Source organism: Albidovulum sediminicola (assembly GCF_025751575.1).
Taxonomy (GTDB): domain Bacteria; phylum Pseudomonadota; class Alphaproteobacteria; order Rhodobacterales; family Rhodobacteraceae; genus Albidovulum; species Albidovulum sediminicola.
The window spans coordinates 172,625-197,730 of sequence record NZ_JAOWLA010000005.1; the positions used below are offsets into that span (position 1 = coordinate 172,625).

Annotated in this window: 22 protein-coding genes; 6 read left to right on the forward strand and 16 right to left on the reverse strand. The window is 66.5% G+C overall.

The features are described from left to right. Nucleotide 1 precedes the first annotated feature (1 nt). The 4 genes from OE647_RS07225 to OE647_RS07240 form a co-directional block, all read right to left on the reverse strand. Nucleotides 2–808, reverse strand: coding sequence for an ABC transporter substrate-binding protein (locus tag OE647_RS07225; RefSeq protein ID WP_263721046.1), 807 nt, complete (start codon nt 806–808; stop codon nt 2–4). After that, nucleotides 805–1,521 carry an ATP-binding cassette domain-containing protein gene (locus OE647_RS07230; protein ID WP_263721047.1) on the reverse strand — a complete coding sequence of 239 codons (717 nt, stop codon included), beginning with the start codon at nt 1,519–1,521 and terminating at the stop codon, nt 805–807. The genes OE647_RS07225 and OE647_RS07230 overlap by 4 nt, the downstream gene beginning before the upstream one ends. Further along, on the reverse strand, nt 1,515–2,219 hold the full coding sequence (locus OE647_RS07235) for an ABC transporter permease (protein ID WP_263721048.1): 705 nt from the start codon (nt 2,217–2,219) through the stop codon (nt 1,515–1,517). Before OE647_RS07235 ends, OE647_RS07230 begins: the two co-directional genes overlap by 7 nt. Nucleotides 2,220–2,360: 141 nt before the next feature. Further along, the gene (locus tag OE647_RS07240) at nt 2,361–2,876 is read right to left on the reverse strand and encodes a DUF2478 domain-containing protein (protein ID WP_263721049.1); all 516 of its coding nucleotides are present in this window, start codon (nt 2,874–2,876) and stop codon (nt 2,361–2,363) included. A gap of 95 nt (nt 2,877–2,971) precedes the next feature. Here OE647_RS07240 and OE647_RS07245 point away from each other — a divergent pair, with 95 nt between their 5' ends. Genes OE647_RS07245 through OE647_RS07260 form a run of 4 tightly spaced genes read left to right on the forward strand, consistent with a single transcriptional unit; the run spans nt 2,972 to nt 6,236 of the window. Then, complete coding sequence (locus OE647_RS07245; RefSeq protein ID WP_263721050.1) at nt 2,972–3,844, forward strand: formate dehydrogenase accessory sulfurtransferase FdhD; 873 nt, start codon at nt 2,972–2,974, stop codon at nt 3,842–3,844. Further along, nucleotides 3,837–4,442, forward strand: coding sequence for a molybdenum cofactor guanylyltransferase MobA (gene mobA, locus OE647_RS07250; protein ID WP_263721051.1), 606 nt, complete (start codon nt 3,837–3,839; stop codon nt 4,440–4,442). Before OE647_RS07245 ends, mobA begins: the two co-directional genes overlap by 8 nt. Further along, a complete protein-coding gene (mobB, locus tag OE647_RS07255; protein WP_263721052.1) occupies nt 4,439–4,972 on the forward strand; it encodes a molybdopterin-guanine dinucleotide biosynthesis protein B in 534 nt (177 codons plus the stop codon). The genes mobA and mobB overlap by 4 nt, the downstream gene beginning before the upstream one ends. After that, nucleotides 4,965–6,236, forward strand: a complete 1,272-nt coding sequence (locus tag OE647_RS07260) for a molybdopterin-binding protein (RefSeq protein ID WP_263721053.1) — start codon at nt 4,965–4,967, stop codon at nt 6,234–6,236. Before mobB ends, OE647_RS07260 begins: the two co-directional genes overlap by 8 nt. Nucleotides 6,237–6,239: 3 nt before the next feature. Here the strand turns inward: OE647_RS07260 and OE647_RS07265 are convergent, their stop codons facing one another. Continuing rightward, on the reverse strand, nt 6,240–6,467 hold the full coding sequence (locus OE647_RS07265) for a sulfurtransferase TusA family protein (RefSeq protein WP_263721054.1): 228 nt from the start codon (nt 6,465–6,467) through the stop codon (nt 6,240–6,242). A gap of 204 nt (nt 6,468–6,671) precedes the next feature. Here OE647_RS07265 and OE647_RS07270 point away from each other — a divergent pair, with 204 nt between their 5' ends. Next, nucleotides 6,672–8,357: an NAD(P)H-dependent oxidoreductase subunit E gene (locus OE647_RS07270; RefSeq protein ID WP_263721055.1), complete on the forward strand. Its 1,686-nt coding sequence runs from the start codon at nt 6,672–6,674 to the stop codon at nt 8,355–8,357. Between the two features lies 1 nt (nt 8,358). Continuing rightward, entirely contained in the window at nt 8,359–11,118 is a 2,760-nt protein-coding gene (gene fdhF / locus OE647_RS07275) for a formate dehydrogenase subunit alpha (protein ID WP_263721056.1), read from the forward strand. 56 nt (nt 11,119–11,174) lie between these two features. Here the strand turns inward: fdhF and OE647_RS07280 are convergent, their stop codons facing one another. The 11 genes from OE647_RS07280 to OE647_RS07330 form a co-directional block, all read right to left on the reverse strand. Next, the gene (locus tag OE647_RS07280; protein WP_263721057.1) at nt 11,175–11,561 is read right to left on the reverse strand and encodes a hypothetical protein; all 387 of its coding nucleotides are present in this window, start codon (nt 11,559–11,561) and stop codon (nt 11,175–11,177) included. An 87-nt stretch (nt 11,562–11,648) separates the two neighbouring features. Then, on the reverse strand, nt 11,649–12,131 hold the full coding sequence (locus OE647_RS07285; protein WP_263721058.1) for a mismatch-specific DNA-glycosylase: 483 nt from the start codon (nt 12,129–12,131) through the stop codon (nt 11,649–11,651). Nucleotides 12,132–12,140: 9 nt separating this feature from the next. Next, on the reverse strand, nt 12,141–14,129 hold the full coding sequence (gene rpoD / locus OE647_RS07290) for an RNA polymerase sigma factor RpoD (protein WP_263721059.1): 1,989 nt from the start codon (nt 14,127–14,129) through the stop codon (nt 12,141–12,143). 95 nt (nt 14,130–14,224) lie between these two features. Continuing rightward, entirely contained in the window at nt 14,225–16,180 is a 1,956-nt protein-coding gene (dnaG, locus tag OE647_RS07295; protein ID WP_263721060.1) for a DNA primase, read from the reverse strand. A 38-nt stretch (nt 16,181–16,218) separates the two neighbouring features. Further along, on the reverse strand, nt 16,219–16,758 hold the full coding sequence (locus tag OE647_RS07300) for a sarcosine oxidase subunit gamma (protein WP_263721061.1): 540 nt from the start codon (nt 16,756–16,758) through the stop codon (nt 16,219–16,221). After that, nucleotides 16,751–19,687 carry a sarcosine oxidase subunit alpha family protein gene (locus tag OE647_RS07305; protein ID WP_263721062.1) on the reverse strand — a complete coding sequence of 979 codons (2,937 nt, stop codon included), beginning with the start codon at nt 19,685–19,687 and terminating at the stop codon, nt 16,751–16,753. The genes OE647_RS07300 and OE647_RS07305 overlap by 8 nt, the downstream gene beginning before the upstream one ends. Further along, nucleotides 19,684–19,992, reverse strand: a complete 309-nt coding sequence (locus tag OE647_RS07310) for a sarcosine oxidase subunit delta (protein WP_263721063.1) — start codon at nt 19,990–19,992, stop codon at nt 19,684–19,686. Before OE647_RS07310 ends, OE647_RS07305 begins: the two co-directional genes overlap by 4 nt. 11 nt (nt 19,993–20,003) lie before the next feature. Next, nucleotides 20,004–21,254 carry a sarcosine oxidase subunit beta family protein gene (locus tag OE647_RS07315; protein WP_263721064.1) on the reverse strand — a complete coding sequence of 417 codons (1,251 nt, stop codon included), beginning with the start codon at nt 21,252–21,254 and terminating at the stop codon, nt 20,004–20,006. Nucleotides 21,255–21,457: 203 nt separating this feature from the next. Beyond that, nucleotides 21,458–22,837 (reverse strand): pilus assembly protein TadG-related protein, encoded by a 1,380-nt coding sequence (locus OE647_RS07320; protein ID WP_263721065.1) that lies wholly within the window; start codon nt 22,835–22,837, stop codon nt 21,458–21,460. Further along, entirely contained in the window at nt 22,834–23,247 is a 414-nt protein-coding gene (locus OE647_RS07325; RefSeq protein WP_263721066.1) for a TadE/TadG family type IV pilus assembly protein, read from the reverse strand. The genes OE647_RS07320 and OE647_RS07325 overlap by 4 nt, the downstream gene beginning before the upstream one ends. Before the next feature lie 317 nt (nt 23,248–23,564). Then, on the reverse strand, nt 23,565–24,995 hold the full coding sequence (locus tag OE647_RS07330) for a Glu/Leu/Phe/Val family dehydrogenase (protein WP_263721067.1): 1,431 nt from the start codon (nt 24,993–24,995) through the stop codon (nt 23,565–23,567). Nucleotides 24,996–25,106 lie beyond the last annotated feature (111 nt).

Below are 25,106 nucleotides of genomic sequence, written 5' to 3' on the forward strand. Positions count from 1 at the left end.
GTTACTCCGCCACCGCGTTGAAGTGGAAAAGCTGCTGGCCGGCAATCTGATAGCCGTCGATCAATCCCTTGGCCTTGTCCGAGGTCAGCCACGCCTCGAGCTTCTCGGCGGCGGCGGCATTCACGCTGGGATATTTCTCAGCGTTGACGGGCAGGTAGGCGTATTGGTTGAAGAGCGCCGGATCACCTTCGAAAACCAGTTCCAAGCCTGCCTTGTTCTCGAAGCTCAGCCAGGTCGCGCGGTCCGACAGGATATAGGCGTCAAGCCCCGCCGCCGTGTTGAGCGCCGCGCCCATGCCCTGCCCGACGGCCTTGTACCAGTCGCCCGAGGGCTCGATGCCCGCCGCGCTCCAGAGCTTCAGCTCCGCCTTGTGGGTGCCGCTGTCGTCACCGCGCGACACGAATGCAGCCTGGGCGTTGGCGATGTCCGCGAAGGCATCGGCCGCCTTTTCGGCCGAACGCGCGCCGGCCGGATCGGAGGCCGGGCCGATGACGACGAAATCGTTGTACATGATCTCTCGCCGATGGGTTCCGTTGCCCGCGGCGAGCCATTTTTCCTCTGCCGCGCGCGAATGGACCAGCACCGCGTCAACGTCCCCGTTGGCGCCCAGTTCCAGCGCCTGCCCGGTGCCGACGACCAGAAGCTCGACCGTGATGCCGGTGTCTTTCTCGATCTCCGGCAGCAGGACCTCCGCCAGGCCGGAGTTGGCGAAGGAGGTCGTGACCGACATCTTCATCGTTTCCGCGGCGGCCGCGCTGGCCGCCAGGGTCGCGAAGGCGAAAGGCAGCAGGGTCTTCAACAATTTCATGGCAGTAGGTCTCCGTTCACATGCGCCCGTGCCTCGGGCGTCTGGGGGTTGGCAAAGAACGCGTCTGCGGGGGCCGCCTCGATCACGCGGCCCTCATGCAGGAACAGGATCTCGGCTGCCAGGCGGCGGGCCTGGCCCGCGTCATGGGTGGACATGACGATCTTGGTCCCGGCCTCGGCGGCCCGGCGCAGGATCGCCTCGATATCGCGGGTAGCGCGCGGGTCGAGGTTCGCGCAGGGCTCGTCCAGGAAAAGCACCTCCGGCTTGCGCATGAGCGCGCGGGCGAGCGCGAGCTTCTGCTTCTCTCCGCCCGAGAGGACCTGCGCGGGCCGGTCGAGAAGCCCCGCGATTCCGACATCGGCGGCGTGCGCAGCCGCACGGGCGCGCGCGACGACCCGGCGCACCCCATCAAGGACCAGCGGATAGGCGATATTGTCGAGCACCGAGCGCCGCAGCACGATCGGCGCCTGGAAAACGAAGGCCTGCCGCGCGCGGGTCTCGTCAAGCGGCGCCTGCCAGCGCACCGCCCCGTCGTTCAGCCGCTCCAACCCGTGCATGGCGCGCAAAAGGCTGGTCTTGCCGCTGCCGTTCGGCCCCATCAGCACCGTGATCCCACCGGCTTCGATCGTCAGCGAGACGGGCCCAAGGATGCGCCGCCCGCGGCGCCGCAGCACGACCCCGTCCACGACCAGGGGAAGGATGGGCGCTACCATCGGCTGCTCCTTTCGGTGCGGGTTCCGAAATGGATCGCGAGGTTGACCGCCACGGCGAGCGCGATCAGCACGAAGCCCAGCGCCAGCGCAAGATCGAAGTTGCCCTTGCCCGTCTCCAGCGCGATGGCCGTGGTCAGCACCCGTGTCGCATGGTCGATGTTGCCGCCAACGATCATGATCGCGCCCACCTCGCCGATGGCACGCCCGAAACCGGCCAGCGACGCGGTCAGAAGCGCCCGGCGCCCGTCCCAGAGCAGCGCCTGGACCCGCTGCCACCGGCTCGCATGGAGCGAGATCAGAAGATCATGGTAATCGGCCCAAAGATCGCGGATCGCCTGATGCGCAATCGAGGCGACGATCGGGGTGATGATGATGACCTGCGCGATCACCATCGCCGTCGGCGTGAAAAGCAGCCCCAGCACCCCAAGCGGGCCGGACCGCGAAAACAGCACATAGACGAAAAGACCGACCACCACCGGCGGCAGGCCCATCAGCGAGTTCAGGATCGCGATGACAAGCCTGCGGGCGCGAAAGCGGTTGATGGCGATCCAGGCGCCCAGGGGCAGGCCGATCAGGGACGCGATGGCGGTCGCGCCCAGCGTGACCCGCAGCGACAGCCAGGTGATCTCGACCAGGTCGGGATCGAGCGTCACCACGCGCCGGACGGCCTCTCCAAGCCCAGAAGTTATGTCATTCATGAGTTTGCGTTCAGTTCTTGAGGCACTTGGACCGGGTTGGATGGGGCATGCATAGCGTCCGTCGGCGCGCCGAAGAACGGACATTTTGGGGGTTCATGCATCATTTCGGGGACAATTTGTCCAGCCGGGCGTCGCGGCGTCTCAGGCCGCAGCGGCTTTCCTGCACCAGTCAAGCACTGCGTCCGCCTCCAACGGCAGGTCCTGCGCCAGGCCATCCGCGAAGGCCGCAAAGCGATCGACATTGTCGCCGTTGACCGCGCAAAGCACCGGAATACCCTCGGCCAAGGCACGCCCGATCAGGGGGCGGAAGCCGCGCCCGTCCAGCTCCTGCTTGCCGAACTTGTTCACGATCAGAAGGTCGGGACCGCCCTCCAGCGCGCGCTCGACCAGCCCGACGGCGCCTTCGAGCGCGGCGGGGTCCAGGCGGCAGCCCTCCGACAGCGCACCGAGGTTCTGGCTGATGCGGACCACCTGGTCGAGGGCGAGGACGTGAAGGTCCATCTCGCAGGCGCGCCCCGTCTGCGTCTCCACGTTGATCTGGATCGCGCCCGCCAGGCGGCAACCCTCGGCCATCAGCCGGGCCGCGACATCGGCCAGAAGCTGATCGGCCTCGCCCCGCCCTTTCGACACGACATAGCCCAGCATCGTCGCCCCCATCCCGGTGCATCCACGGCGCAACCACGGGGCACCCCCGGGGCCTTGCACCTGCCCCCACCCCATTACAAGATGCCCGCCAAAGAGGAAAGGACCCCATGATCCCCGACCTTCCGATTCTGCCCAACCTGACCGACCCCCGCCTGACGCGGCGGGTCGCCGGCACCGATCAGACCGGCGCGGGCATCGAGATTTCGGTGGTGGAGGAGCGGCCGCTGACGATCTACCTGAATTCGCAGGAAATCGTGACCGCGATGACCATCGGGGATTATCCCGAATACCTGGCGCTCGGCTTTCTGCGCAATCAGGGGATGCTGAAGGCCGACGACGTGGTCACCGCCATCGACTTCGACGAGGAGATCGAGACGGTCGTGGTCCGCACCGGGCGCCAGACCTCCTATGAGGAGAAGGTGAAGAAGAAGACCCGTACCTCCGGCTGCGCGGTGGGCACGGTCTTCGGCGACATGATGGAGGGGCTCGAGGGCCTGACGCTTCCGGCAGTGGAGGTTCGCACAAGCTGGCTTTACGCGCTGGCGCATCAGATCAACACCACGCCCTCGCTTTACCTGGAGGCCGGGGCGATCCACGGCACCGTGCTGTGCGAGCGTGACCGGCCGCTGGTCTATATGGAGGACGTGGGCCGCCACAACGCCGTCGACAAGATCGCGGGCTTCCTCTTCCAGCACCGCGTCCCGGCGTCCGACAAGATCCTTTACACGACCGGGCGGCTGACATCGGAGATGGTGATCAAGACGGCACTGATGGGAATTCCCGTGCTCGCCTCCCGCTCCGGCTTCACGGCCTGGGGGGTGGAGATCGCGCGACAGGTGGGGCTCACGCTGATTGGGCGGATGCGGGGCCAGCGCTTCGTCTGCCTTTCAGGGGAGGACCGGCTGGTGCGCGACGCCGACCCGGCAAGCGTCCCGGACGAGGGTCGCAAGCACCGCCGGAAAGGGGCCGGGGATGACTAGGCTTCCGGGCGTCATCCTGGCGGGCGGGCGCGCGACCCGGATGGGGGGCGGCGACAAAGGCCTGCGCAGTGTCGCCGGGCGGCGGCTGCTGGACCGGGTCATCGACCGGCTCTCGCCTCAGTGCGATCCGCTGGCCATCAACGCCAACGGCGAACCCGCGCGGTTCGCCGACTACGGCCTGCCGGTCCTGCCCGACAGCCTGCCAGACTATCCCGGACCGCTTGCCGGTGTGCTGGCCGGGCTCGACTGGGCGGCGGATCTTGGTGCAGCGGCGATCGTGACGGTTGCCGCCGACACGCCGTTCTTCCCTGTTGATCTGGTGGTCCGGCTTCAGGCCGCCGCCGGACCCTCGGGCCTCGCGCTGGCCGCCAGCCGGGACGAGACAGGCAAGCTCTGGCAGCACCCGACCTTCGGCCTCTGGCCGGTGGCGCTGCGCGACGACCTGCGCGCGGCACTTGAGGGTGGGCTGCGCAAGATCGTCCTGTGGACCGAGCGCCATGGCGCGGGAACGGCGGAGTTCGCCTCGGACCCGTTCGACCCGTTCTTCAACATCAACACGCCCGAAGACATCGCCACCGCCGAGGGGCTTCTGGCATGAGGGTCTATGGCGTCACCGGCTGGAAGAACTCTGGCAAGACGCATCTTATGGTCCGGCTGGTGGAGGAGATGACGCGCCGCGGCCTGACGGTTTCGACCGTCAAGCACGCGCATCATGCCACCGACGTGGATCACCCCGGCCGTGACAGTTTCCGCCACAGAGAGGCCGGCGCACGGGAGGTCATCGTCGCCTCGCCCGGCCGCTGGGCAGTGATGCATGAGTTGCGCGGCAACGCCGAACCGACTCTGGCGGAGCTTCTGACCAAGCTCTCCCCCGCCGACCTGGTGCTGATCGAGGGCTACAAGCGCGAGGGCCATCCCAAGATCGAGGCGCACCGCGCCGAGACCGGCCGCCCCCTGATCGCGCCGGGAAATCCCTCCATTCGCGCGGTCGCCTCGGACACGACGCCCGGTGGACTGGACCGGCCGCTTTTTGATCTGGACGATACCGCGGGCATCACTGACTTCATCCTGCGTGAGGTGGGCTTGCCGACCGCGCAGGACCGCCGCGAAAGTGGACAAGATGAGTGACGGCCTGACACCCCCGCGCCTGCGCAACGACTGTTTCGCCATGCCCCAGGGCGTGGCCTGGGTGCCGGTCGAGGAGGCGCTGTCGCGGCTGCGCTCAGCGCTCACACCCGTCGTCGCGACGGAGCCGCTTAAGACGGCGCGGTCGGTGGGTCGGGTGCTGGCCGCCGACGCCGTCGCGCGCAGGGCGAATCCTCCCGCGGCGAACTCCGCCGTCGATGGCTATGGTTTTGCGCAAGCCACGACCGGCGCGGGTGTGCAGCGCCTGCCGCTGGTCGCGGGACGAGCGGCGGCGGGGCAGCCCTTTGACGGGGCGGTCCCGGTGGGCTCCGCCATCCGCATCCTGACCGGCGCCATCCTGCCCGAGGGCGTCGACACCGTCGTGCTTGAGGAAGACTGCGCCACCGATGGCGCTACCCTGGCCTTCGACGGCCCCGTCCGCCGTGGCGCCAACACCCGGAATGCGGGCGAGGATGTCATCGCGGGGGCCACCGCCCTGACCGCCGGCCGGCGTCTGACCCCGGCCGACCTCGCGCTGCTCTCGGCCCTCGGCATCGCGACGGTGGAGGTCCACCGCCCCCTGCGCGTCGCGGTCCTGTCCACGGGGGATGAGATCCTGGGCGACCCCGCCGCCGACGCCCGTCCCCATCAGATCTTCGACGCCAACCGGCCAATGCTTCTGGCGATGGCCGCGGCCTGGGGATGCGTTCCCGTCGATCTTGGTCATGCGAAAGACGCGCCCGAGGTCATCGCGGCCTGCCTCGATCGCGGCGCGCGGGAGGCGGACGTGATCCTGACCTCCGGCGGCGCCTCGGCAGGGGACGAGGACCACGTCTCCGCCCTTCTTCGGGCGCGGGGGCAACTGTCAAGCTGGCGGATCGCGATGAAGCCGGGCCGCCCGCTGGCGTTGGCGATGTGGGAGGGGGTGCCGGTCTTCGGCCTGCCTGGCAATCCCGTCGCGGCCTTCGTCTGCGCGCTGATCTTCGCGCGGCCCGCATTCGCGGCGATGTCCGGTGAGGGCTGGCGCAGCCCCCTCGCGTTCACGGTTCCGGCCGCCTTTTCGAAGCGCAAAAAGGCCGGGCGGCGCGAATACCTGCGCGCAAGGCTTGACGCGGCGGGCCGGGCGGAGGTCTTCGCCTCCGAAGGATCGGGCCGGATCAGCGGGCTGAGCTGGGCCGCGGGGTTGGTCGAACTTCCCGATGACGCGGCAGAGATCGCCCCCGGCGATCCGGTCCGCTACCTGCCCTTCGCGGGCTTCGGCCTCTAGCCGTCAGGCGCGGCGGATCAGGTAGACCTGCGCCGCGCCTTCGTCGGCGGTGGCCACAAGCGCATGACCTGCCTCGGCGCAGAAATGCGGAACGTCGATCACGGCGGCGGGGTCCGTCGCCACCAGCCGCAGCACCGCGCCGGGCGCCATACCGGCCAGACGCTTGCGCGCCTTGAGCACCGGCAGCGGGCACAAGAGCCCCGTCGCGTCGATTTCCTGATCCCAGTCCATGACGCAGGAGATATGCAAAGCCGCGCAGTCTGTCCATTGATCTTCCGCTTGCCGTGAGAGGATATTTTACTGGGAAACGCGGGTTATGATCGGTATTTTCTATCGGGCAACGGGAATCGCGCATTGATTGAACCCTTGTAGTCTGAAACTACGACCCGGACGGCACTGGCCCCGAGGGGCGTTGAAACGAACGGAAAGACGGTCATGGCACTGGACGACAAGAACGGGGTCTGGAAATCCGGCAAGGGTCGCGGGCGCAAGACGCCCAAGGGCCGGCAGCTTGAGGACCAGGCCTGGGACGAGGTGCGGGCACTGCTGGGCGACGGGCCGCGGCGGCGCGATCTGCTGATCGAGTACCTTCACCGCATCCAGGATAGCTATGGCCACCTGTCGGCCGCGCATCTGCGCGCGCTCTCCGAGGAACTGCGCACCGGCATGGCAGAGATCTGGGAGGTCGCGACCTTCTACGCCCATTTCGACCCGGTGCGCGAAGGCGAGACCCCGCCGCCCGACCTGACCATCCGCGTCTGTGAATCGCTTTCGTGCGAGCTGGCCGGCTCCGAGGCGCTGATCGCCGCGCTTGAAAGCGGCATGGACCCGGCCAAGATCCGCGTTCTGCGCGCGCCCTGCATGGGCCGCTGCGACACCGCGCCGGTGCTGGAGATCGGGCACAAGCATATCGACAACGCCACGCCTGAAAAGGTCGAGGCCGCGCTGGCCAAGGGCGATTTTCACGCCGAGATCCCGGACTACGAAACGCTTGACGCCTACCGCGCAGCGGGTGGCTACGCGCGCCTGGCCGACCTGCGCGCGGGCGGCAACTGGGAAGAGGTGCAGACGACGGTCCTGGCCTCCGGTCTTCGGGGCCTGGGCGGCGCGGGTTTTCCCTCGGGCCGCAAATGGGGCTTCGTGCGCGCCAACGCCGGTCCGCGCTACCTGGCCGTCAATGGCGACGAGGGCGAGCCGGGGACGTTCAAGGACCGCTACTACCTCGAACGCACGCCGCACCTGATGCTGGAGGGCATGCTGATCGCCGCCTGGGCGGTCGAGGCCGAGCGCTGCTTCATCTACATGCGCGACGAATACCCCGCCGTCCTGCACATCCTCGCGACTGAGATCGCGGCGCTTGAGGCGGCCGGGATCGTCACGCCGGGCTTTATCGAACTGCGCCGCGGCGCGGGCGCCTATATCTGCGGCGAAGAAAGCGCGATGATCGAATCGATCGAGGGCAAGCGCGGCATCCCGCGCCAGCGCCCGCCCTATGTCGCGGCCGTCGGCATCTTCGACCGCCCGACGCTGGTCCACAACGTCGAAACGCTTCACTGGATCGCGCGCATCCTGCGCGAGGGGCCTGAAATCCTGTCCTCGACCGAGAAGAACGGCCGCAAGGGCCTGCGCTCCTACTCCGTCTCGGGGCGGGTGGCGAAGCCGGGGGTCTACCTGCTGCCGGCCGGCTCCACGATCACCGACATCATCGCGGCCTGCGGCGGCATGGCCGAGGGCCACACGTTCAAGGCCTACCAACCGGGCGGCCCGTCCTCGGGCCTTCTGCCGGCCTCGATGTCGGACGTGCCGCTCGACTTCGACACGCTGCAACCGCATGGCACCTTCATCGGCTCGGCCGCCGTCGTCGTCCTATCGGACAAGGACAGCGCCAAGCAGGCCGCGCTGAACATGCTGCGCTTCTTCGAAAGCGAAAGCTGCGGCCAGTGCACGCCCTGCCGGGTCGGTTGCGAGAAGGCGGTCAAGCTGATGCAGGCCGACCGCTGGGACCGCGACCTGCTGGAGGACCTGTGCCAGGTGATGGGCGACGCCTCCATCTGCGGCCTGGGCCAGGCCGCCCCGAACCCGATCCGCCTGACCATGAAACATTTCCCGGAAGAGGTCTGACATGACCGACGCGATCAAGTTCACCCTCGACGGCCGCGAAGTTTCCGCCGCCCCCGGAGAGACCATCTGGGAAGTCGCCAAGCGTGAAGGCACGACCATCCCGCATCTGTGCCACAAAGACCAGAAGGGCTACCGCCCCGACGGCAACTGCCGCGCCTGCGTGGTAGAAGTAGAGGGCGAGCGGGTTCTGGCCGCCTCCTGCTGCCGCAACCCGTCGAACGGGATGGTGGTCAAGACCGACAGCACCCGCGCGAAGAAATCGCGCGAGATGGTCATGGAGCTTTTGCTGGCCGACCAGCCCGAGCAGGCCCGCGCGCATGACAAGTCCGCGCATCTGTGGGACATGGCCGAGGCCAACGGCGTCTCCGACAGCCGCTTCCCGAAGTTGGAGCGCGAGCGTATCCCGCTTCTGGACGACAGCCACGTCGCGATGCGCGTCAACCTTGATGCCTGCATTCAGTGCGGCCTTTGCGTCCGCGCCTGCCGCGAGGTTCAGGTCAACGACGTGATCGGCATGGCGGGCCGTGGGCCCGACGCCTACCCGGTCTTCGACATGGCCGACCCGATGGGCCAATCGACCTGCGTGGCCTGCGGCGAATGCGTGCAGGCCTGCCCGACGGGCGCGCTGATGCCCGCGACCGTGGTCGATGCCGAGCAGGTCGGCGACCGCGCCGATTTCGACAAGGAAGTCACCTCGATCTGCCCGTTCTGCGGCGTGGGCTGTCAGGTCTCGCTCAAGGTCAAGGACGGCAAGGTCAAATATGTCGAGGGCATCAACGGCCCCGCGAACGAAGGCCGGCTTTGCGTCAAGGGCCGCTTCGGCTTCGACTACATCCACCACCCGCACCGCCTGACCAAACCGCTGATCCGCCGCGCGGACGCGCCCGCCAAGGGTTTGAACGTCGATCCGGGCAACTGGTCCGAGTTCTTCCGCGAAGCGAGTTGGGAAGAGGCGCTGGACTTTGCCGCCGGCGGGCTGAAAGGCTTGGCCGAGGCGAACGGCGGCCGCGCCGTCGCGGGCTTCGGCTCGGCCAAATGCTCGAACGAGGAAGCCTATCTGTTCCAGAAGTTCATCCGCCAGGGCTTCGGCCACAACAACGTCGACCACTGCACGCGGCTCTGCCACGCCTCCTCGGTCGCGGCGCTGCTTGAGAACGTGGGCTCCGGCGCGGTCTCGGCGACCTTCAACGAGATCGAGAATGCCGACGTCGCCATCGTCATCGGCTGCAACCCGATCGAGAACCACCCTGTCGCCGCCACCTACTTCAAGCAGTTCACCAAGCGCGGCGGCAAGCTGATCGTCATGGACCCGCGCGGCGTCGGCCTGCGCCGCTTCGCGACGCATATGCTGAAGTTCCGCCCCGGCGCGGACGTGTCGATGCTGAACGCGATCATGAACGTGATCGTCGAGGAAGGGCTTTACGACCGCCAGTACATCGAGGCCTATACCGAGAACTGGGAGGCCGAGAAGGCACACCTAGCGAACTTCACGCCCGAGAAGATGGAATCGATCTGCGGCATCCCCGCCGAACAGCTCCGCCAGGTCGCGCGCGACTTCGCCACCGCGAAGGCCGGCATGATCTTCTGGGGCATGGGGGTTTCGCAGCACATCCACGGCACCGACAACTCCCGCTGCCTGATCTCGCTTGCGCTGATGTGCGGCCATGTCGGGCGCCCCGGTGCAGGCCTCCACCCGCTGCGCGGCCAGAACAACGTGCAGGGCGCGTCCGACGCGGGCCTTATCCCGATGTTCCTGCCGGACTACCAGACGGTCACGGACGACTCGATCCGCGCCAAGTTCACAGGCGTCTGGGGATCGGACGACTTCTCGAACGAGAAGGGGCTCACGGTGACGGAGATCCTCGATGCCGTCCATCACGGCGACATCAAGGGCATGTATATTCTGGGCGAAAACCCGGCGATGTCCGACCCCGACCTGAACCACGCGCGCGAGGCGCTGGGGATGCTGAAGCATCTGGTGGTGCAGGACATCTTCCTGACCGAAACCGCGAACTACGCCGACGTGATCCTGCCCGCCGCCGCCTTCTATGAAAAGAACGGCACGGTCACGAACACCAACCGGCAGGTGCAGATGGGCCGGGCCGCCGCCACGCCCCCGGGCGAGGCGCGCGAGGATTGGTCGATCACCGTCGATCTGGCGAACCGCATCGGGCTGGGCTGGACCTACAGCCACCCGTCCGAGGTGTTCGCCGAGATGAAGCAGACGATGAAGTCGCTCGACAACATCACCTGGGACCGGCTGGAGAACGAAGGCGCGGTGACCTACCCGTCGCTGTCGCCCGAAGACCCCGGCCAGCCCATCGTCTTCGGCACGGGCTTCCCCCGCGCGGGCGGCCGGGCGAAGTTCACGCCGGCCTCGGTCATCTCGCCTGCGGAACTGCCCGACGCGGACTACCCGATGATCATGACCACCGGCCGGCAGTTGGAACACTGGCATACCGGGTCGATGACCCGCCGTTCCAAGGTTCTGGACGCGGTGGAGCCGGAAGCCAACTGCTCGCTCCACCCCGACACGCTGAGGCGGCTGGGCGTCGAGCCGGGCGGGCGTGTCAAGCTCTCCACCCGCCGGGGGGAGATCGAGATCATGGCGCGCGCCGACCGGGCGATCGCCGAGGATATGGTCTTTGTCCCCTTCGCCTATGTCGAGGCGGCGGCGAACATCCTGACCAACCCGCAACTTGACCCCTATGGCAAGATCCCGGAGTTCAAGTTCGCGGCCGTCCGCGTGACAGCCGCCTGAACGAAGGTCCCCTGAACGAAGGGCCGCCGGAAACGGCGGCCCTTTTTCTTTCCGCTCTAGCGGTCGCGGCGCGACCAGGCCCGGGGACGGCGGTTCTCACAAAGCCCCTGGGCGTGGCCGGCGGTGATGCCGCCCGCCTTGGCGCCTAGGACGAAAAGCCCGGTCTTGCGCGCCGACTGCGTGGGATCGAGCGAGAAGGAGACCCCCTCCCCCGCCCGGCGCTTCGGGTCGGAGGTCCGGTAGACGATCTGGGTCGGGTTCAGATGCAGAACCCGGATCGCGTAATCCCCCGCCGCGCACCAGAAGTCGGCCGGCCCCGCCGGGCCGCGCCAGTTCACGACAAAGCCATCGCCCTCCGGCTGGACCACCAGCCCGTTCTGGGCGGTGAAGGCCTGGGCAGGCGCGGTGACGGTCAGGGCTAGGGCAAAGGCGATGGGGCGCATGGGGTTGCCTTTCGATTGGGTAGGCCCAAGATAGTTGCTGGTGCAGAAAAGCCAAGCGTGCGGCGGGAATGCCGCTATTAAGGATCGTCAGCAGACGACCGATGCGAGCTGACGCCATGGCTCGATTGACCAGTAGGCATTTGCGGCACCTGATGTCGATGGCAGCACCCAAATGGCGGGCAAGCCTTCAACCTTATACGGCCCATAGCTGTTCACACGCGCGGCCCCAAGGACAACTCTCGCTGCCTTCATGCCATTGAAAGCGACAACGCGCGGCTGCCAACTCTTGGCAACATTCCGTAATCGCTCCGCACACAGCGCACCTATCGGCAATTCGCGGTCCATGCCCGCGACGCCTTTGGCGAGATCTGTTAAGCCGATGCCATGATCCAGAACCCGCGCGTCCAACTCGGGACCCAGAAGTTCTGATGTCAGGCCGACTTCAAAGATCGCTCTCCAGAATTTATTGCCGCGGCCCGCATAGTAGTGCCCCACCTCGGCCGACCGTCGCCCCGCAGCAGTCCCGCAGAAGACGACGGACAGATCCGACCGAAGATAATCTGGCAGCAACTCAATCGCTCACTGATCCAGGAAGCTTCTCAGCTTCCGGCTCCGGCTCGGATGCTTCAGCTTCCTGAGCGCCTTCGCCTCGATCTGGCGGATACGTTCGCGGGTGACGGAGAACTGCTGGCCGACCTCTTCGAGCGTGTGGTCGGTGTTCATGCCGATGCCGAAACGCATGCGCAGCACGCGTTCCTCGCGCGGGGTCAGTGAGGCGAGAACGCGCGTCGTCGTCTCCTTCAGGTTCTCCTGAATGGCGCTGTCGAGCGGCAGGATCGCGTTCTTGTCCTCGATGAAATCGCCAAGCTGGCTGTCTTCCTCATCCCCGATCGGGGTTTCGAGGGAGATCGGCTCCTTCGCGATCTTCATCACCTTCCGGACCTTCTCCAGCGGCATCTGGAGCTTTTCGGCCAGTTCCTCGGGCGTGGGCTCACGGCCGATCTCGTGCAGCATCTGGCGGCCGGTGCGCACCAGCTTGTTGATCGTCTCGATCATGTGCACCGGGATGCGGATGGTGCGGGCCTGGTCGGCGATCGAGCGCGTGATCGCCTGGCGGATCCACCATGTTGCATATGTGCTGAACTTGTAGCCGCGGCGGTATTCGAACTTGTCCACGGCCTTCATCAGGCCGATGTTGCCTTCCTGAATGAGATCAAGGAATTGCAGCCCGCGGTTGGTGTATTTCTTGGCGATGGAGATCACAAGCCGCAGGTTCGCTTCTACCATTTCCTTCTTGGCCTGGCGGGCTTCCTTTTCGCCCTTCTGGACCTGGGAGACGATGCGGCGGAATTCCTGTATGTCGACGCCGACGTACTGGCCAACCTGGGCCATCTCGTTGCGCAGGTCCTCGACCCGGGCCCGGCTTTTCTCCATCAGGGTCTGCCAGCCACGGCCCGCCTTGTCGGCCATGCGGTCGATCCAGGTCGGATCCAGCTCGTAGCCGCGATACTCGTCGATGAACTCGCGCCGGTTGATGCGGGCCGCGTCGGCCAGCTTCACCATGTTCGAGTCGATCTGCATGATCTTGCGGTTGATACCGTAAAGCTGGTCGATCAGCGCCTCGATCCGGTTGTTGTGCAGGTGAAGCTCGTTCACAAGCAGCACGATTTCCGAACGAAGCTTCTGGTAGGCGGCCTCGTCCGAGATCGAGAAGGTATTGTCCTCGTTCAGCGTCGCCGACATCCGCTGGTCCTGCATGTCGGCCAGCTTGGCGTAGTCGCGCGCGATGATTTCCAGCGTTTCCAGAACGCGGGGTTTCAGCGTCGCTTCCATCGCGGCAAGCGACATGCTCGACCCGTCGTCATCCTCATCTTCGTCGTCGCCGCTGGCGATCGGGTTGCCGTCGGCGTCAAGCTCCGGCTCGTCCGAGGCTTGGCGCTTGGGTTGCTGGGCGACCGCGACATCGTCCACGACCGGCTCATCCAGGTCTCCGTCGCCGTCAAGGTTACGCCCGAAGGTCGCCTCAAGATCGATGACGTCACGCAGGAGGATATCTTCGTTCAAAAGTTCGTCGCGCCAGATGGTGATGGCCTGAAAGGTCAGCGGGCTTTCGCAGAGCCCGGCGATCATCGTGTTGCGCCCGGCCTCGATGCGCTTGGCGATGGCGATCTCGCCCTCGCGCGACAGAAGCTCGACCGAGCCCATCTCCCGCAGGTACATCCGCACCGGGTCGTCGGTGCGATCCAGCGTCTCACCGGCCGAGGTCGCGATGGCGACCTCACGCGAGCCCGAGGTCTCGACCACGGCGCCGCCCTGGGAAGTGTCCTCCTCGGTCTCTTCCTCCTCGATGACGTTGATGCCCATTTCGGAGAGCATCGACATCACGTCCTCGATTTGCTCCGAGGACACCTGTTCCGGCGGCAGAACCTGGTTCAGCTGGTCGTAGGTGATGTAGCCACGCTCGCGCGCGTCGGCGATCATCTTCTTGACCGCGGCCTGGCTCATGTCGAGCGTATGCTCGTTGTCATCGCCTTCCGGTTTCTGGTCGTCGGTGTCTTTGGCGGCCATAGGCGCTCCTTCGGTCATCGTCGGGCGAATCGCGCGCAGCGAATCGTCAGGTGGTTTCTATCGAATCGCGACGGCGAATCACAGGGCGGGCGGCATCAATGCCGCTTCTTCTCCCACACCGCGCGGTCAATCAGGCTTTGCAGCTGCGCCGAAAGGGCGGCGCGGTCCTCTCCCATGTCGCTGTCGTCGTCAAGTCTTGAGCGTTCTGCCCGGTGGCGGGCGGCGGCGGCCTGGCTCAGCCGCCAGGTCAGCCCCTCATCCGCGAGCCCCTCGAGGTCCTCCATCGCCTCCTCGATCTCGGCCGTCATGCCCCGCCGCGCCTCGAGCTTCGCAAGCTCCTCTGCCAGACACATCGTGGCCAGATCGGTGTCTTCGAAATTGCGGACAGGGGGGGCAATTCGCACGTGGGCAAGGGCCAGGAGTTTTTCAAGGTCAGCGCCCGCAGAGGCCGCGATTCTGTTGCGAAAGGCGTCCGGGTCCGCCGCGACCTCGGGATCGTGCGAGGCCAGAAGCAGCGCGTTCCGTAACCGGTCGTGACCGGGATCGAGCATGTCCACGGTCTCAAGCTGGCTTTCGAAGCGCGCAAGACAGGCAGGGTGAGTCACGCAGATGGCAAGGATCATCGCTTCGCGCAGGTGGTCCTCCACCGCCTCCCCGCCGGGCGTGGCCAGAAGCGAGGTGCGCGTGACCGGCAGCGGCGCCAGTGGGGCCTGCGATCGGCCGCGCGGGGCCATCCCCGACCCGCGTTGCGGCTGGGGCTTTCGGTTGCTGCCGAAAAGCTCCCAGCGGAGCTGCTTGATCTCTTCGCCGTAATGCGCCCGGATCGAGGGGTCGGCGATCTTGCGCAGCGTCTCGCGCAGGGTCTTGTCGAGCCCCGCCTTCCGTTCGGGGCTGTCGAAGGTCTTGCCCTCGGTCTCGCGCCGCCAGAGCAGATTGACCATCGGCTGCGCGGTTTCCAGAAGGTCGCGCATCGCCTGGGCGCCGCGCGCGCGGATCATGTCGTCGGGGTCCATGCCTTCCGGCAGGATGACAAAGCGCAGCCCGTAGCCCGCCTCCAGCAGCGGCAGCGCCAGGTCGATCAGGCGCATGGCGGCCCGGATGCCCGCCGTATCGCCGTCCAGCATGACCAGCGGTTCGGGGTGGATGCGCCAGATCAGGCGCAATTGATCCTCGGTGATGGCCGTCCCCAAGGGTGCGACGGCTGCATGAAAGCCCGCCGTCACCAGCGCGATCACGTCCATGTAGCCTTCGGCGACGATCAGGGTTTCGCCCTTCCCCGCAGCCTCGCGCGCGGGGCCATGGTTGTAGAGGCTGCGGCCCTTGTCGAACAACTCGGTTTCGGGGGAGTTGAGGTATTTCGCGTTGTCGTTCGGGTCCATCGCCCGGCCGCCGAAGGCAATGCAGCGCCCGCGCGCGTCCCGGATCGGGAACATGATCCGGTTGCGGAAGGTGTCGTAGGGGGCCTTGCCCTTGGTGCTGGGCTTGGCGAGCCCCGCCGCCAGGATCAGGTCGTCGGCGATGCCCTTCGCCTTCAGATGGTCCCAGAGCCCCTGCCAGCCCTCGGGCGCGAAGCCGATCTCGAACCGGTCGCGGTCGGCCTCCGACAGCTTGCGCTTGGCCAGGTAATCGCGGGCGGGCGCCCCGGCGCCGGTGCGAAGCTGCATGCGGTAGTGCTGGACGGCGGCCTCCATCACCTCGGCCAGCTGGCTGCGGCGGTCGGCTTTCTGGGCGGCCTCGGGGTCGCGGGCGGGCATCTGCATCCCGGCCTCGCGCGCCAAGACCTCGATCGCCTCCATGAAGCCCATGTTCTCGGCCTCGCGCAGGAAACTGACCGCGTCGCCCTTCGCGTGGCAGCCGAAGCAGTAGTAGTAGCCCTTGCGATCGTCGACGTGGAAGCTTGCCGTCTTTTCCTGGTGGAAGGGGCACGGCGCCCAGAGGTCGCCCTTGGCCTGGTTGGACTTTCGGTTGTCCCACGTCACCTTGCGCCCGACGATGCGCGAAAGCGTCGTTCGGTTTCTCAGTTCGTCAAGAAATCCCGGGGGCAGACTCATCCCGCGAATATCTGCCCTCAGGCGCGGATGGGCAAGGGTCAGACCGCAGACCGGGCCGCGAATGCCTTCATCGCATGGTGAAGCTCATGCACCGCCGTCGTGGCCATGGAGCGGAACACCATGATCTCGAACGCGCCCGGCGCCGGGGCCGTCAGCACCATCATCATGTGCCCGAGCTGCGAGCGCAGCGCCTGGCCGGGCTCGAAGCCGCGCAGGTCAACGGGGACAAGACGGGCCAGAACGTCCGCCGCGCCCGGACCCTCAAGCCGTATCCGCGCCCAGCCGTCAGACTGGTCGGTCAGCGCGGCATGGCCCGCAAGGCTGTCCGGATCGGCGCCGATCAGGAAGGCCTGGTCGCGCCCCGTCCAGACGATGGACGCCCCGTTCTTGGCGTTCGCGCTGTTGGGTTCGGGCCAGGACAGGCCAAGCTTCTTCAGCGCCGCCGCCAGTTTCGTCGCCTGCCCCCGGAAGGGCGCGACCGACGTGATCCGGTCGCCGACCACCTCGCGCAGCGAGAGCGCGCCGCAGGTCACGGGAAGCAGCGCCTCGCACGGGGTCTTTTCGATGAGCCTAGCCACGGGCGCGCCCTCCCTCGGGGTCGAAGAACACAGGGTTGACCACTTCGCACAGGATGTCGGTGCCGCGCAGGTGATCGACCAGGCGTACCGTCTCCCCCTGCCGCGCGCGGCCGTTTCGCAGGAAGGCGAGGCCGAGATGCGTCTTCAGCGTCGGCGACCAGCAGACCGAGGTGACATAGCCCTGATCGTTGGCCGACACGGGCTTGGCATCCTTGTTGAAAAGATGCGCCCCGGCACCGAAGCCCTTCGCGGGCAGGACCGGACGCAGGCCCACAAGCTGCTCCCGCTCCGGCCCCGACAGGCCCGGCCGTTCGCTGGCGCCCTTGCCGATGCAGTCCTTCTTCTTCGACACCATGCCCTGGAGGCCAACGTCGAAGGCGGTGGTGCGGCCGTGGATCTCCGCATGGGTGATGAAGCCCTTCTCGATCCGAAGGACGTTCAGCGCCTCCATCCCGTAGGCGGCACCGCCCATGCTTTCGGCCCGGGCGACCAGATCGCGGAAAAGCCCCTCGCCAAAACGGGCGGGCACGGCGATCTCATACCCCGCCTCGCCCGAGAAGGAGATGCGGTAGAGCCGGGCGGGCACGCCGCGGATCTCGATCTCGCCGCAGCCCATGAAGGGGAAGGCGGCCTCGTCCAGCGGCTCCAACAGCATGGAGTTGAGCAGATCCCGCGCCTTGGGACCGGCGACCGCGAACTGCGCCCAGTGCTCCGTGACCGAAATCATGCGCAGGTCCCAGTCGGGGCAATGCGCCTGATGCACGAATTCCAGATGGCGCATGACCAAGCCCGCCGCTGCGGTCGTCGTGGTCATCAGGTAGTGGTTTTCGCCCAGCCTCGCGGTGGTGCCGTCGTCCAGCACTAGCCCGTCTTCGCGCAGCATCAGCCCGTAGCGCACCCGCCCCACCGGCAGGGTGGAGAAGGTGTTGGTGTAGACGAAATCGAGGAAGCGGGCGGCGTCCTTGCCCTGAATGTCGATCTTGCCGAGGGTCGAGACATCGCAGACCCCCACCGCCTCGCGCACCGCCATGACCTCGCGGTCGCAGGACTCGCGCCAGGTCTTTTCGCCCGGTCGCGGGAAGTAGGAGGGGCGATACCACAACCCCGCCTCGATCATCGGCGCGCCGCGTTCGGTGCTGGCCTTGTGCGAGGTAAGGAAGCGTTGCGGTGCGAAGCCCACGCCCTGCCCGCCCGCGCCCAGCGCGGCGATGGAGACGGGAACATAGGGCGGGCGGAAAGTCGTCGTGCCGGTTTCGGGGATGCCGCGCCCCGTCGCGTCGGCCAGCACCGCCAGCGCCGCGATGTTGGAGTTCTTGCCCTGGTCCGGCGCCATGCCCTGCGTGGTATAGCGCTTCATGTGCTCGACCGAGCGGAAATTTTCCTGCGCCGCCAGCCGCACGTCCTTCGTCGTCACGTCATTGGCGAAGTCGAGCCAGGCGCGGCCCTTGGCGCCCGTTACCTCCCAGAACGCGGTGATGCGCGCGCCGCCGTTTTCGGCCTGCGGCAAGTCGATCGCCCGCGCCTCGATCCCTAGATCGGCGAGCGCCGCCTCGGCCGCCTGGCGACCGCCCGCCAGCGCGCCCGCCGTCGTCATGACGCCCGCCGCCGCGCCGCAGGCCGTCAGGCCGGGGATCATGCCCGGCTTCGGCACGAAGGCCGCCAGCGTCTCGTCCCAGGAAGGGCGGCCGTTCATGTGGCAGGTCAGGTGCAGCGCCGGGTTCCAACCGCCTGACACGGCCAGACAGTCGGCCTCGATCCGCTCCTCGCCGGAGGCGGTGGCGACGGTGATCTCCCGCAGGCCCAGACGCCCACGGGTGCCGGTGACCTGGCCCCCCGCGATCAGGCGATACCCCGCGGGCTGCGGCGCGTCCTCGCGCGTGTCGATCAGGGCGGCGACCTCGACCCCGGCGGCGACAAGATCGCGCGCGGTACGATGCGCATCGTCATTGTTGGCGAAGATGGCCACGCGGCGTCCCCCCGCCACGCCCCAGCGGTTCAAGTAGGCGCGGACCGCGCCCGCGGTCATCACACCGGGCCGGTCGTTCATCGGGAAGGCGATCTGGCGTTCATGCGCGCCAGTGGCAAGGACCGCGCGGCGGGCAACGATGCGCCAGAAGCATTCGCGCGGCAATTCCGCGGGCGCCTTCGGCAGGTGCAACCCCACCCGCTCCAACGCGCCATAGGTGCCGTCGTCATAGGCCCCGGTCACGCTCGTGCGGGACATCAGCCGCACGTTGGGCATTGCGGCAAGCTCGGCCAGGACATCATCCGCCCAAAGATGCGCGGGCTTGCCACCGATCTCCTCGACCTCGGCCAGCAGGCGGCCGCCCATGCGGGCGTCCTCTTCCGCCAGGATCACGTCGGCGCCCGACCGTGCGGCCGTCAGCGCCGCCATCAGCCCGGCCGGTCCCGATCCGATCACCAGGAGGTCGCAGAAAGCGAAGGCCTTTTCATAGGCTTCATCGTTGTGCTTGCCCGAAAGCGCCCCGAGCCCGGCCGCCCGACGGATCAGCGGCTCATACACCCGCTCCCAGAAGGCGCGCGGCCACATGAAGGTCTTGTAGTAGAAGCCGGCACCGAAGAAGGGCGCCATCAGGTCGTTGACCTGCATCACGTCGAAGGCCAGCGAGGGCCAGCGGTTCTGGCTTTTCGCCTCCAGCCCCGGAAAGATCTCCTGCATGGTCGCACGGACGTTCGGCACCGCGCCCGCGCCGAGGCCCACGGTCACGAGCGCGTTCGGCTCCTCCGAACCGGCGGTCATGACGCCGCGCGGACGGTGATACTTGAACGACCGGCCGAAAAGCCGGTTGCCCCCCGCCAGCAGCGCCGAGGCGAGCGTGTCGCCCGCAAAGCCCACATGTTCGCGCCCGTCGAAGCGGAAGCCGACGCTCGCGCCCCGGTCGATCAGGCCCTTGCCCGCGATCCTCATGCCGACTTTCCTTTCGTGCGCGGTTTCGGCGCGGCCCCGTCCGTTCCGCCGCGTTCGGCGACAAGGCGGGTCGAAAGGATCGCATGGGTGACGGTGTTGCGCGTCACCTCGATCCAGGCCGAGCAGCCCGCTTCGTGATACCAAAGATCGCGCGTCTCCCCGGCCGGGTTATCGCGCAGGTGCAGGTAGTCGTCCCAGGCCGCGGGGGCCGCGCCCCCGGCCGGGCGGTCGGCATAGACCGCATCGCCGTAGTAGTAGAATTCACGCCGGTCGCGGGTGCCGCACAGGGGGCAGGTGATGCGCATGATATCCTCCCTCAGTGCAGGTTGTGCTGCGACCCGGTGCCTTCCTCATCCATGAGGTGGCCGGTCACGAAACGGTCAAGGCGGAAGTGGCGGGCAACCTCGTGCGGCTCGCCCGTGGCCATCAGATGCGCCATGCACCAGCCGGAGGCCGGCACGGCCTTGAAGCCGCCGTAGTTCCAGCCGCAGTCGATGAAAAGCCCGTCGACATGGGTCTTGTCGATGATGGGCGAGCCGTCGGGGGTCATGTCCATGATGCCGCCCCAGCTGCGCAGCACCTTGGCCTTGCCAATCATCGGCATCAGCGTCATGCCCGCCTCCATCACATGTTCGACCATCGGCAGGTTTCCCCGCGCGGCGTAAGAGGCGTAGAAATCCAGATCGCCCCCGAAGACGAGCCCGCCCTTGTCGGACTGGCTGATGTAGAAGTGCCCCATCCCGAAGCTGACGACATGGTCGATCACCGGCTTCAGCCCCTCGGTCACGAAGGCCTGTAGGATATGGCTTTCGACCGGAAGGCGCATGCCCGCCATCGCCGCGACCTGGCCCGAGCGGCCGGCGACGATGATGCCGACCTTCTTCGCACGGATCGCACCGCGCGTGGTCTGGACGCCGGTGACGCGGCCGTTCTCGATGTCGATCCCCGTGACCTCGCAGTTCTGGATCAGGTCCACGCCGCGCCGGTCGGCGCCGCGGGCATAACCCCAGGCCACCGCGTCGTGGCGCGCCGAGCCGCCGCGGCGGTGCAGAAGCCCGCCGTAGATCGGGAAGCGCGTCTGCTCATAGTCAAGGTAGGGCAGATGCCGGCGCACCCCCTCGCGGTCCAGAAGCTCCGCGTCGTCGCCTTGGTTGATCATGGCGTTGCCGCGCCGGGCAAAGGCATCGCGCTGGCCGTCGGAGTGGAACAGGTTGATCAGCCCGCGCTGCGAATGCATGACGTTGTAGTTGAGCTCGCCCTCCAGCCCCTCCCACAGCTTCAGGGAGTGGGAATAGAATTCCTGGTTGCCGGGCAGGAAGTAGTTCGCGCGCACGATCGTGGTGTTGCGCCCGACGTTGCCACCGCCGAGGTAGCCCTTTTCCAGAACCGCGATATTCGTCAGCCCGTGGTTCTTCGCCAGGTAATAGGCCGTCGACAGGCCGTGCCCGCCGCCGCCGATGATGACGATATCGTATTCCGGTTTCGGATCGGGATCGCGCCAGGCCGGTTTCCAGCCCTTGTTGCCGCCCAGTCCCTCGGCGAAGACCCTGAACCCCGAATATCGCATCACCGCCTCCGCTTAGCCCACTCCGAGAGCCTAAGGAGCAATGATGCCTTCCGCCAGACGGTTTCCAAAAGCTTTACGACAAATCATGTCGCATACGGATGAAGGCGGTAAAATGAAGAGGCCGCGCAAACGCGCGGCCCCTTGGAAACGTCTGGGAACACTGCGACCCGCCGCCCCTGCGCCGGGTCGTCGCGCGGGTCCGCCTAGAGGACCATCCGGAAATAGGGGGCTTCGAAGTTGTTGCCCATCCCAGCCCCGCCACAGAAGCCGAAAGCGCCGTTCGAGGTGATGCTCGCCACGCCGCCAGCGACGAAGCTGGCGCCCTCGATGCCGTCGGCGTTGGCGGTCGCATAGATATCGCCCGCCGCGATGAACTGGCTGCCGTAGACCCGAATGCCAGAGGCGAGATCGATTCCGCCCTTGGTCACGATCTGCACGTCTCCACCGGGCTTGCAGTCATCATCCTTGCCAAAGCGCACGCCCGCGCGGCCATAGAAGGATTTGTCATCGACGTTGGTGTTCAGAAAGACCACATCCTCAAGCGAGGCACCCTCGCCAAGGTCCGTGCCGAACTGGATCCGGCAGTCGGTGACGACGGCCATCTGGCGGAGCCAGTCGCCCTTTAGCTGCTTGTGCTGGTTGTCATTCTTGCAGTCGATGTAGTTGACCTGGTTCTTCTTGAAGTCCGCTTGGTTGAGCTCGGTCTTGCCCATGCCGTTGATCTTGTTGACGAGCTTGCTCGTGATGTAGCTGCGGTAGTAGGGGGAATCCGGGTTCATGATCCCGAATTTCGCATCCATCGGATCGAGCAAACCCTGCTTGATATTGTCGATCCTGGTCAGGATGCGAAGCGCGTAAGACGCATCGCGCAGCGCCTCGCGCAGGCCCGTGTTCTGTTCGTAGCCGGAATCCGGGATCACGACGTCGCTCTTGTCCGGCATGGAGACGATGACACCCGACTTGAAGACGTTGTTGGAGTTGATCTCCACATGTTGCTGGGCGTGGATGCAGTAGCCCGGTTCGTAGCTGTTGTTGCTTTGGGTGTCGACGATTTCGGCCGCGACGATCCCTTCGCGGAAGCAGTTGGAATAGTAGGTTTCCCAGACAGACCCCGACGCGATGTCCAGGTTATCCTGGCCCGCAAGCCGCAGGAAGATCGTCGAAAGCCCGTTGCTGTTCTGCTCATAGCGCCGCGTCGAGACGAAGACGGCCTTCTTGGAAAGCGCGTTCGCGGTGAAGGTTTTCTTGTCGGCATCCCAGTCCCCGAAGATGATGTCGTCGGGCTTGAGCACGTCGCCGTAGCGCGAGGTCGGCATCATGTTCGTCGCGACCTTGATCGCCGTGGTCTTGGCCGTATCGGCAGAGTACCACTCGCGCGTCAGAAGGGCGGCGTGCGCGGCGGAATCGGCGGTCGCCTGAAGTTGCGTATAGGTCTGGAACCCATGGCCGACATCGACCGCAAACCCGCCGAGGATCATGCTCACGATCAGCAGCTGGAGGCTCAGGACGGTGATAGCGCCCTCTTCACGCTTCGCGCGACCCGTCGCGGCCCGCGCCAATCTGGTCAGGAATGCCGGTTTCATTGGCTGAATCCTTCATCAAGCTGGTCGGCGGTCACGCCCCAGCGGCTTTTGAACAAATAGGCGATACCAAGAAGATCGAGGTCGGACAGCGGCACCGTCACCGTCGTCGTGATCAGCCCCGCGACATTGGTCGTCGTCGCCGTCGCGGCACCGCTGATCGAGGCCACCCGCCCGAGGACGTAGTTTTGCGTCTCCGTTTCGTTCGTCAGGCGCCGGATGGAGTAGTTGCGGTTCCCGTCCTGGATGATCCGCATGATCCGCGACTGGTTGTTGAAGATCATCGAGATGTCGACCATCAACGAGAAGAACCCAAGCAGGAAGGGCAGCCAGAGGATCACCTCGATCGTCGCAGCGCCCCTGTCGCGGCGCAGGAATGTCTTGCATGCGCTGACAAGACGAAGTGGCAGCATGAGACGACTCCCAAAACCCGCCTGATCAAGACGGCACCCAGATCACTCCGACTAAGCGAAATAAATCGGGCTAAATTTTGTCGATTTCAGGATTGCACCGTGGCGGCCGCAGGAGAAATCGGGGCGTCTCACTACAAAAGCGATACAACCGGGCAAATTGGGTCGAAGATGGGGACAATACCCCCACCACATTGCGGCTTCCCTTTCAAATTGAGACAATTTGCGGTCTACTCGCGCCCGCGACGAGCCCGCGCGTGGCGAACCAGCGGGCGCGTGCCTTGGCATCCGAATCTCTTATCCCGGGGAAATGCACCCTCTCACAGACCCTTGGAGCGGTAGGTCGCCGCGACGCGGCTGATCGCCACGATATAGGCCGCGACCCTGAGGTCGTGGACATCGGGGCGGGCGTGCCAGATCTCCCGCATGGCCTGGTAGGCGGCGCGCATCGTGTCGTCGAGGCCCGAGCGGACCAGTTCAAGCTCGTCCGAGCCGCGCAGGAACCGCTCCTTGAAGTCCGGGGCGAGTTCCCATCCAAGTCCCCGGTCCGCCGACAGCCGCTCCAGTTCCTCCACGATCAGGCGCGACCGGGCTTCCTCCGCCCGTCGCTGCATCCGGCCGAAGCGGATATGCGAGAGGTTCTTGACCCATTCGAAATAGGACACCGTCACGCCGCCGGCGTTGGCGTACATGTCGGGGATGATGACGGTGCCCTTGTCGCGCAGCACCTCGTCGGCGCCGAAGGTGATCGGGCCGTTGGCGGCCTCGATGATCAGGGGCGCCCGGATCCGCTCGGCGTTGCCCAGATGGATCACCCCTTCGTGCGCGGCGGGGATCAGGATGTCGCAGTCCTTTTCCAGAATGCTGCTGCCGTCCTCGATCAGCGCGGCATCCGGGTATCCCCGGATGGTCTGATGCCGGTTCATCCACAGCTTGACCGCCTCGACATCGAGGCCCTCGTCCCGCACCAGGGCGCCGTCCCGCTCGATGATCGCGGTCACGATCGCGCGGTCCTCGCCTACCAGGAACTTCGCCGCGTGATAGCCCACGTTGCCCAGGCCCTGGACGACGACCCTCTTGCCCGCGAGCGTGCCCGAAAGCCCCGCCATCGCCCGGTCCTCGGGGTGGCGGAAGAACTCGCGCAGCGCGTATTGCACGCCCCGGCCCGTCGCCTCCACCCGCCCCTGGATGCCGCCCGCCTGCGTCGGCTTGCCGGTCACGCAGGCGCGCGCGTTGATGTCGGTGGTGTTCATCCGCGCATACTGATCCGCGATCCAGGCCATTTCCCGTTCGCTGGTGCCCATGTCCGGCGCCGGCACATTCTGCGCGGGATTGATGAGGTCGCGCTTGATCAACTCATAGGCGAAGCGGCGCGTGATCTGCTCAAGCTCATGTTCGCTCCATTGCAGCGGGTCGATGCATAGCCCGCCCTTGGAGCCGCCGAAGGGCGTTTCAACCAGCGCGCATTTGTAGGTCATCAGCGCGGCAAGCGCCTCCACCTCGTCCTGGGTGACGGAGGTGGCGTAGCGGATGCCTCCCTTGACCGGTTCCATATGCTCGGAATGCACCGACCGATAACCGACGAAGGTCTCGATCTTGCCGCGCAGGCGCACGCCGAACCGCACGGTGTAGGTAGAGTTGCAGACGCGGATCTTCTCTTCCAGCCCGGGGCTGAGGTCCATCAGCGCCACCGCGCGATTGAACATCAGATCGACGGACTTGCGAAAACTCGGCTCCTGCGGGATAGACATGGGATCTCCTGACATCGGCGCGTTGGGCAATTGATAGCACAGCCGCGTGGCACCGAAAGGGTCGGGAGACCCGGCGGCCAAGGGAATCGGTCCTTCCCTTCGCCCTGAAGG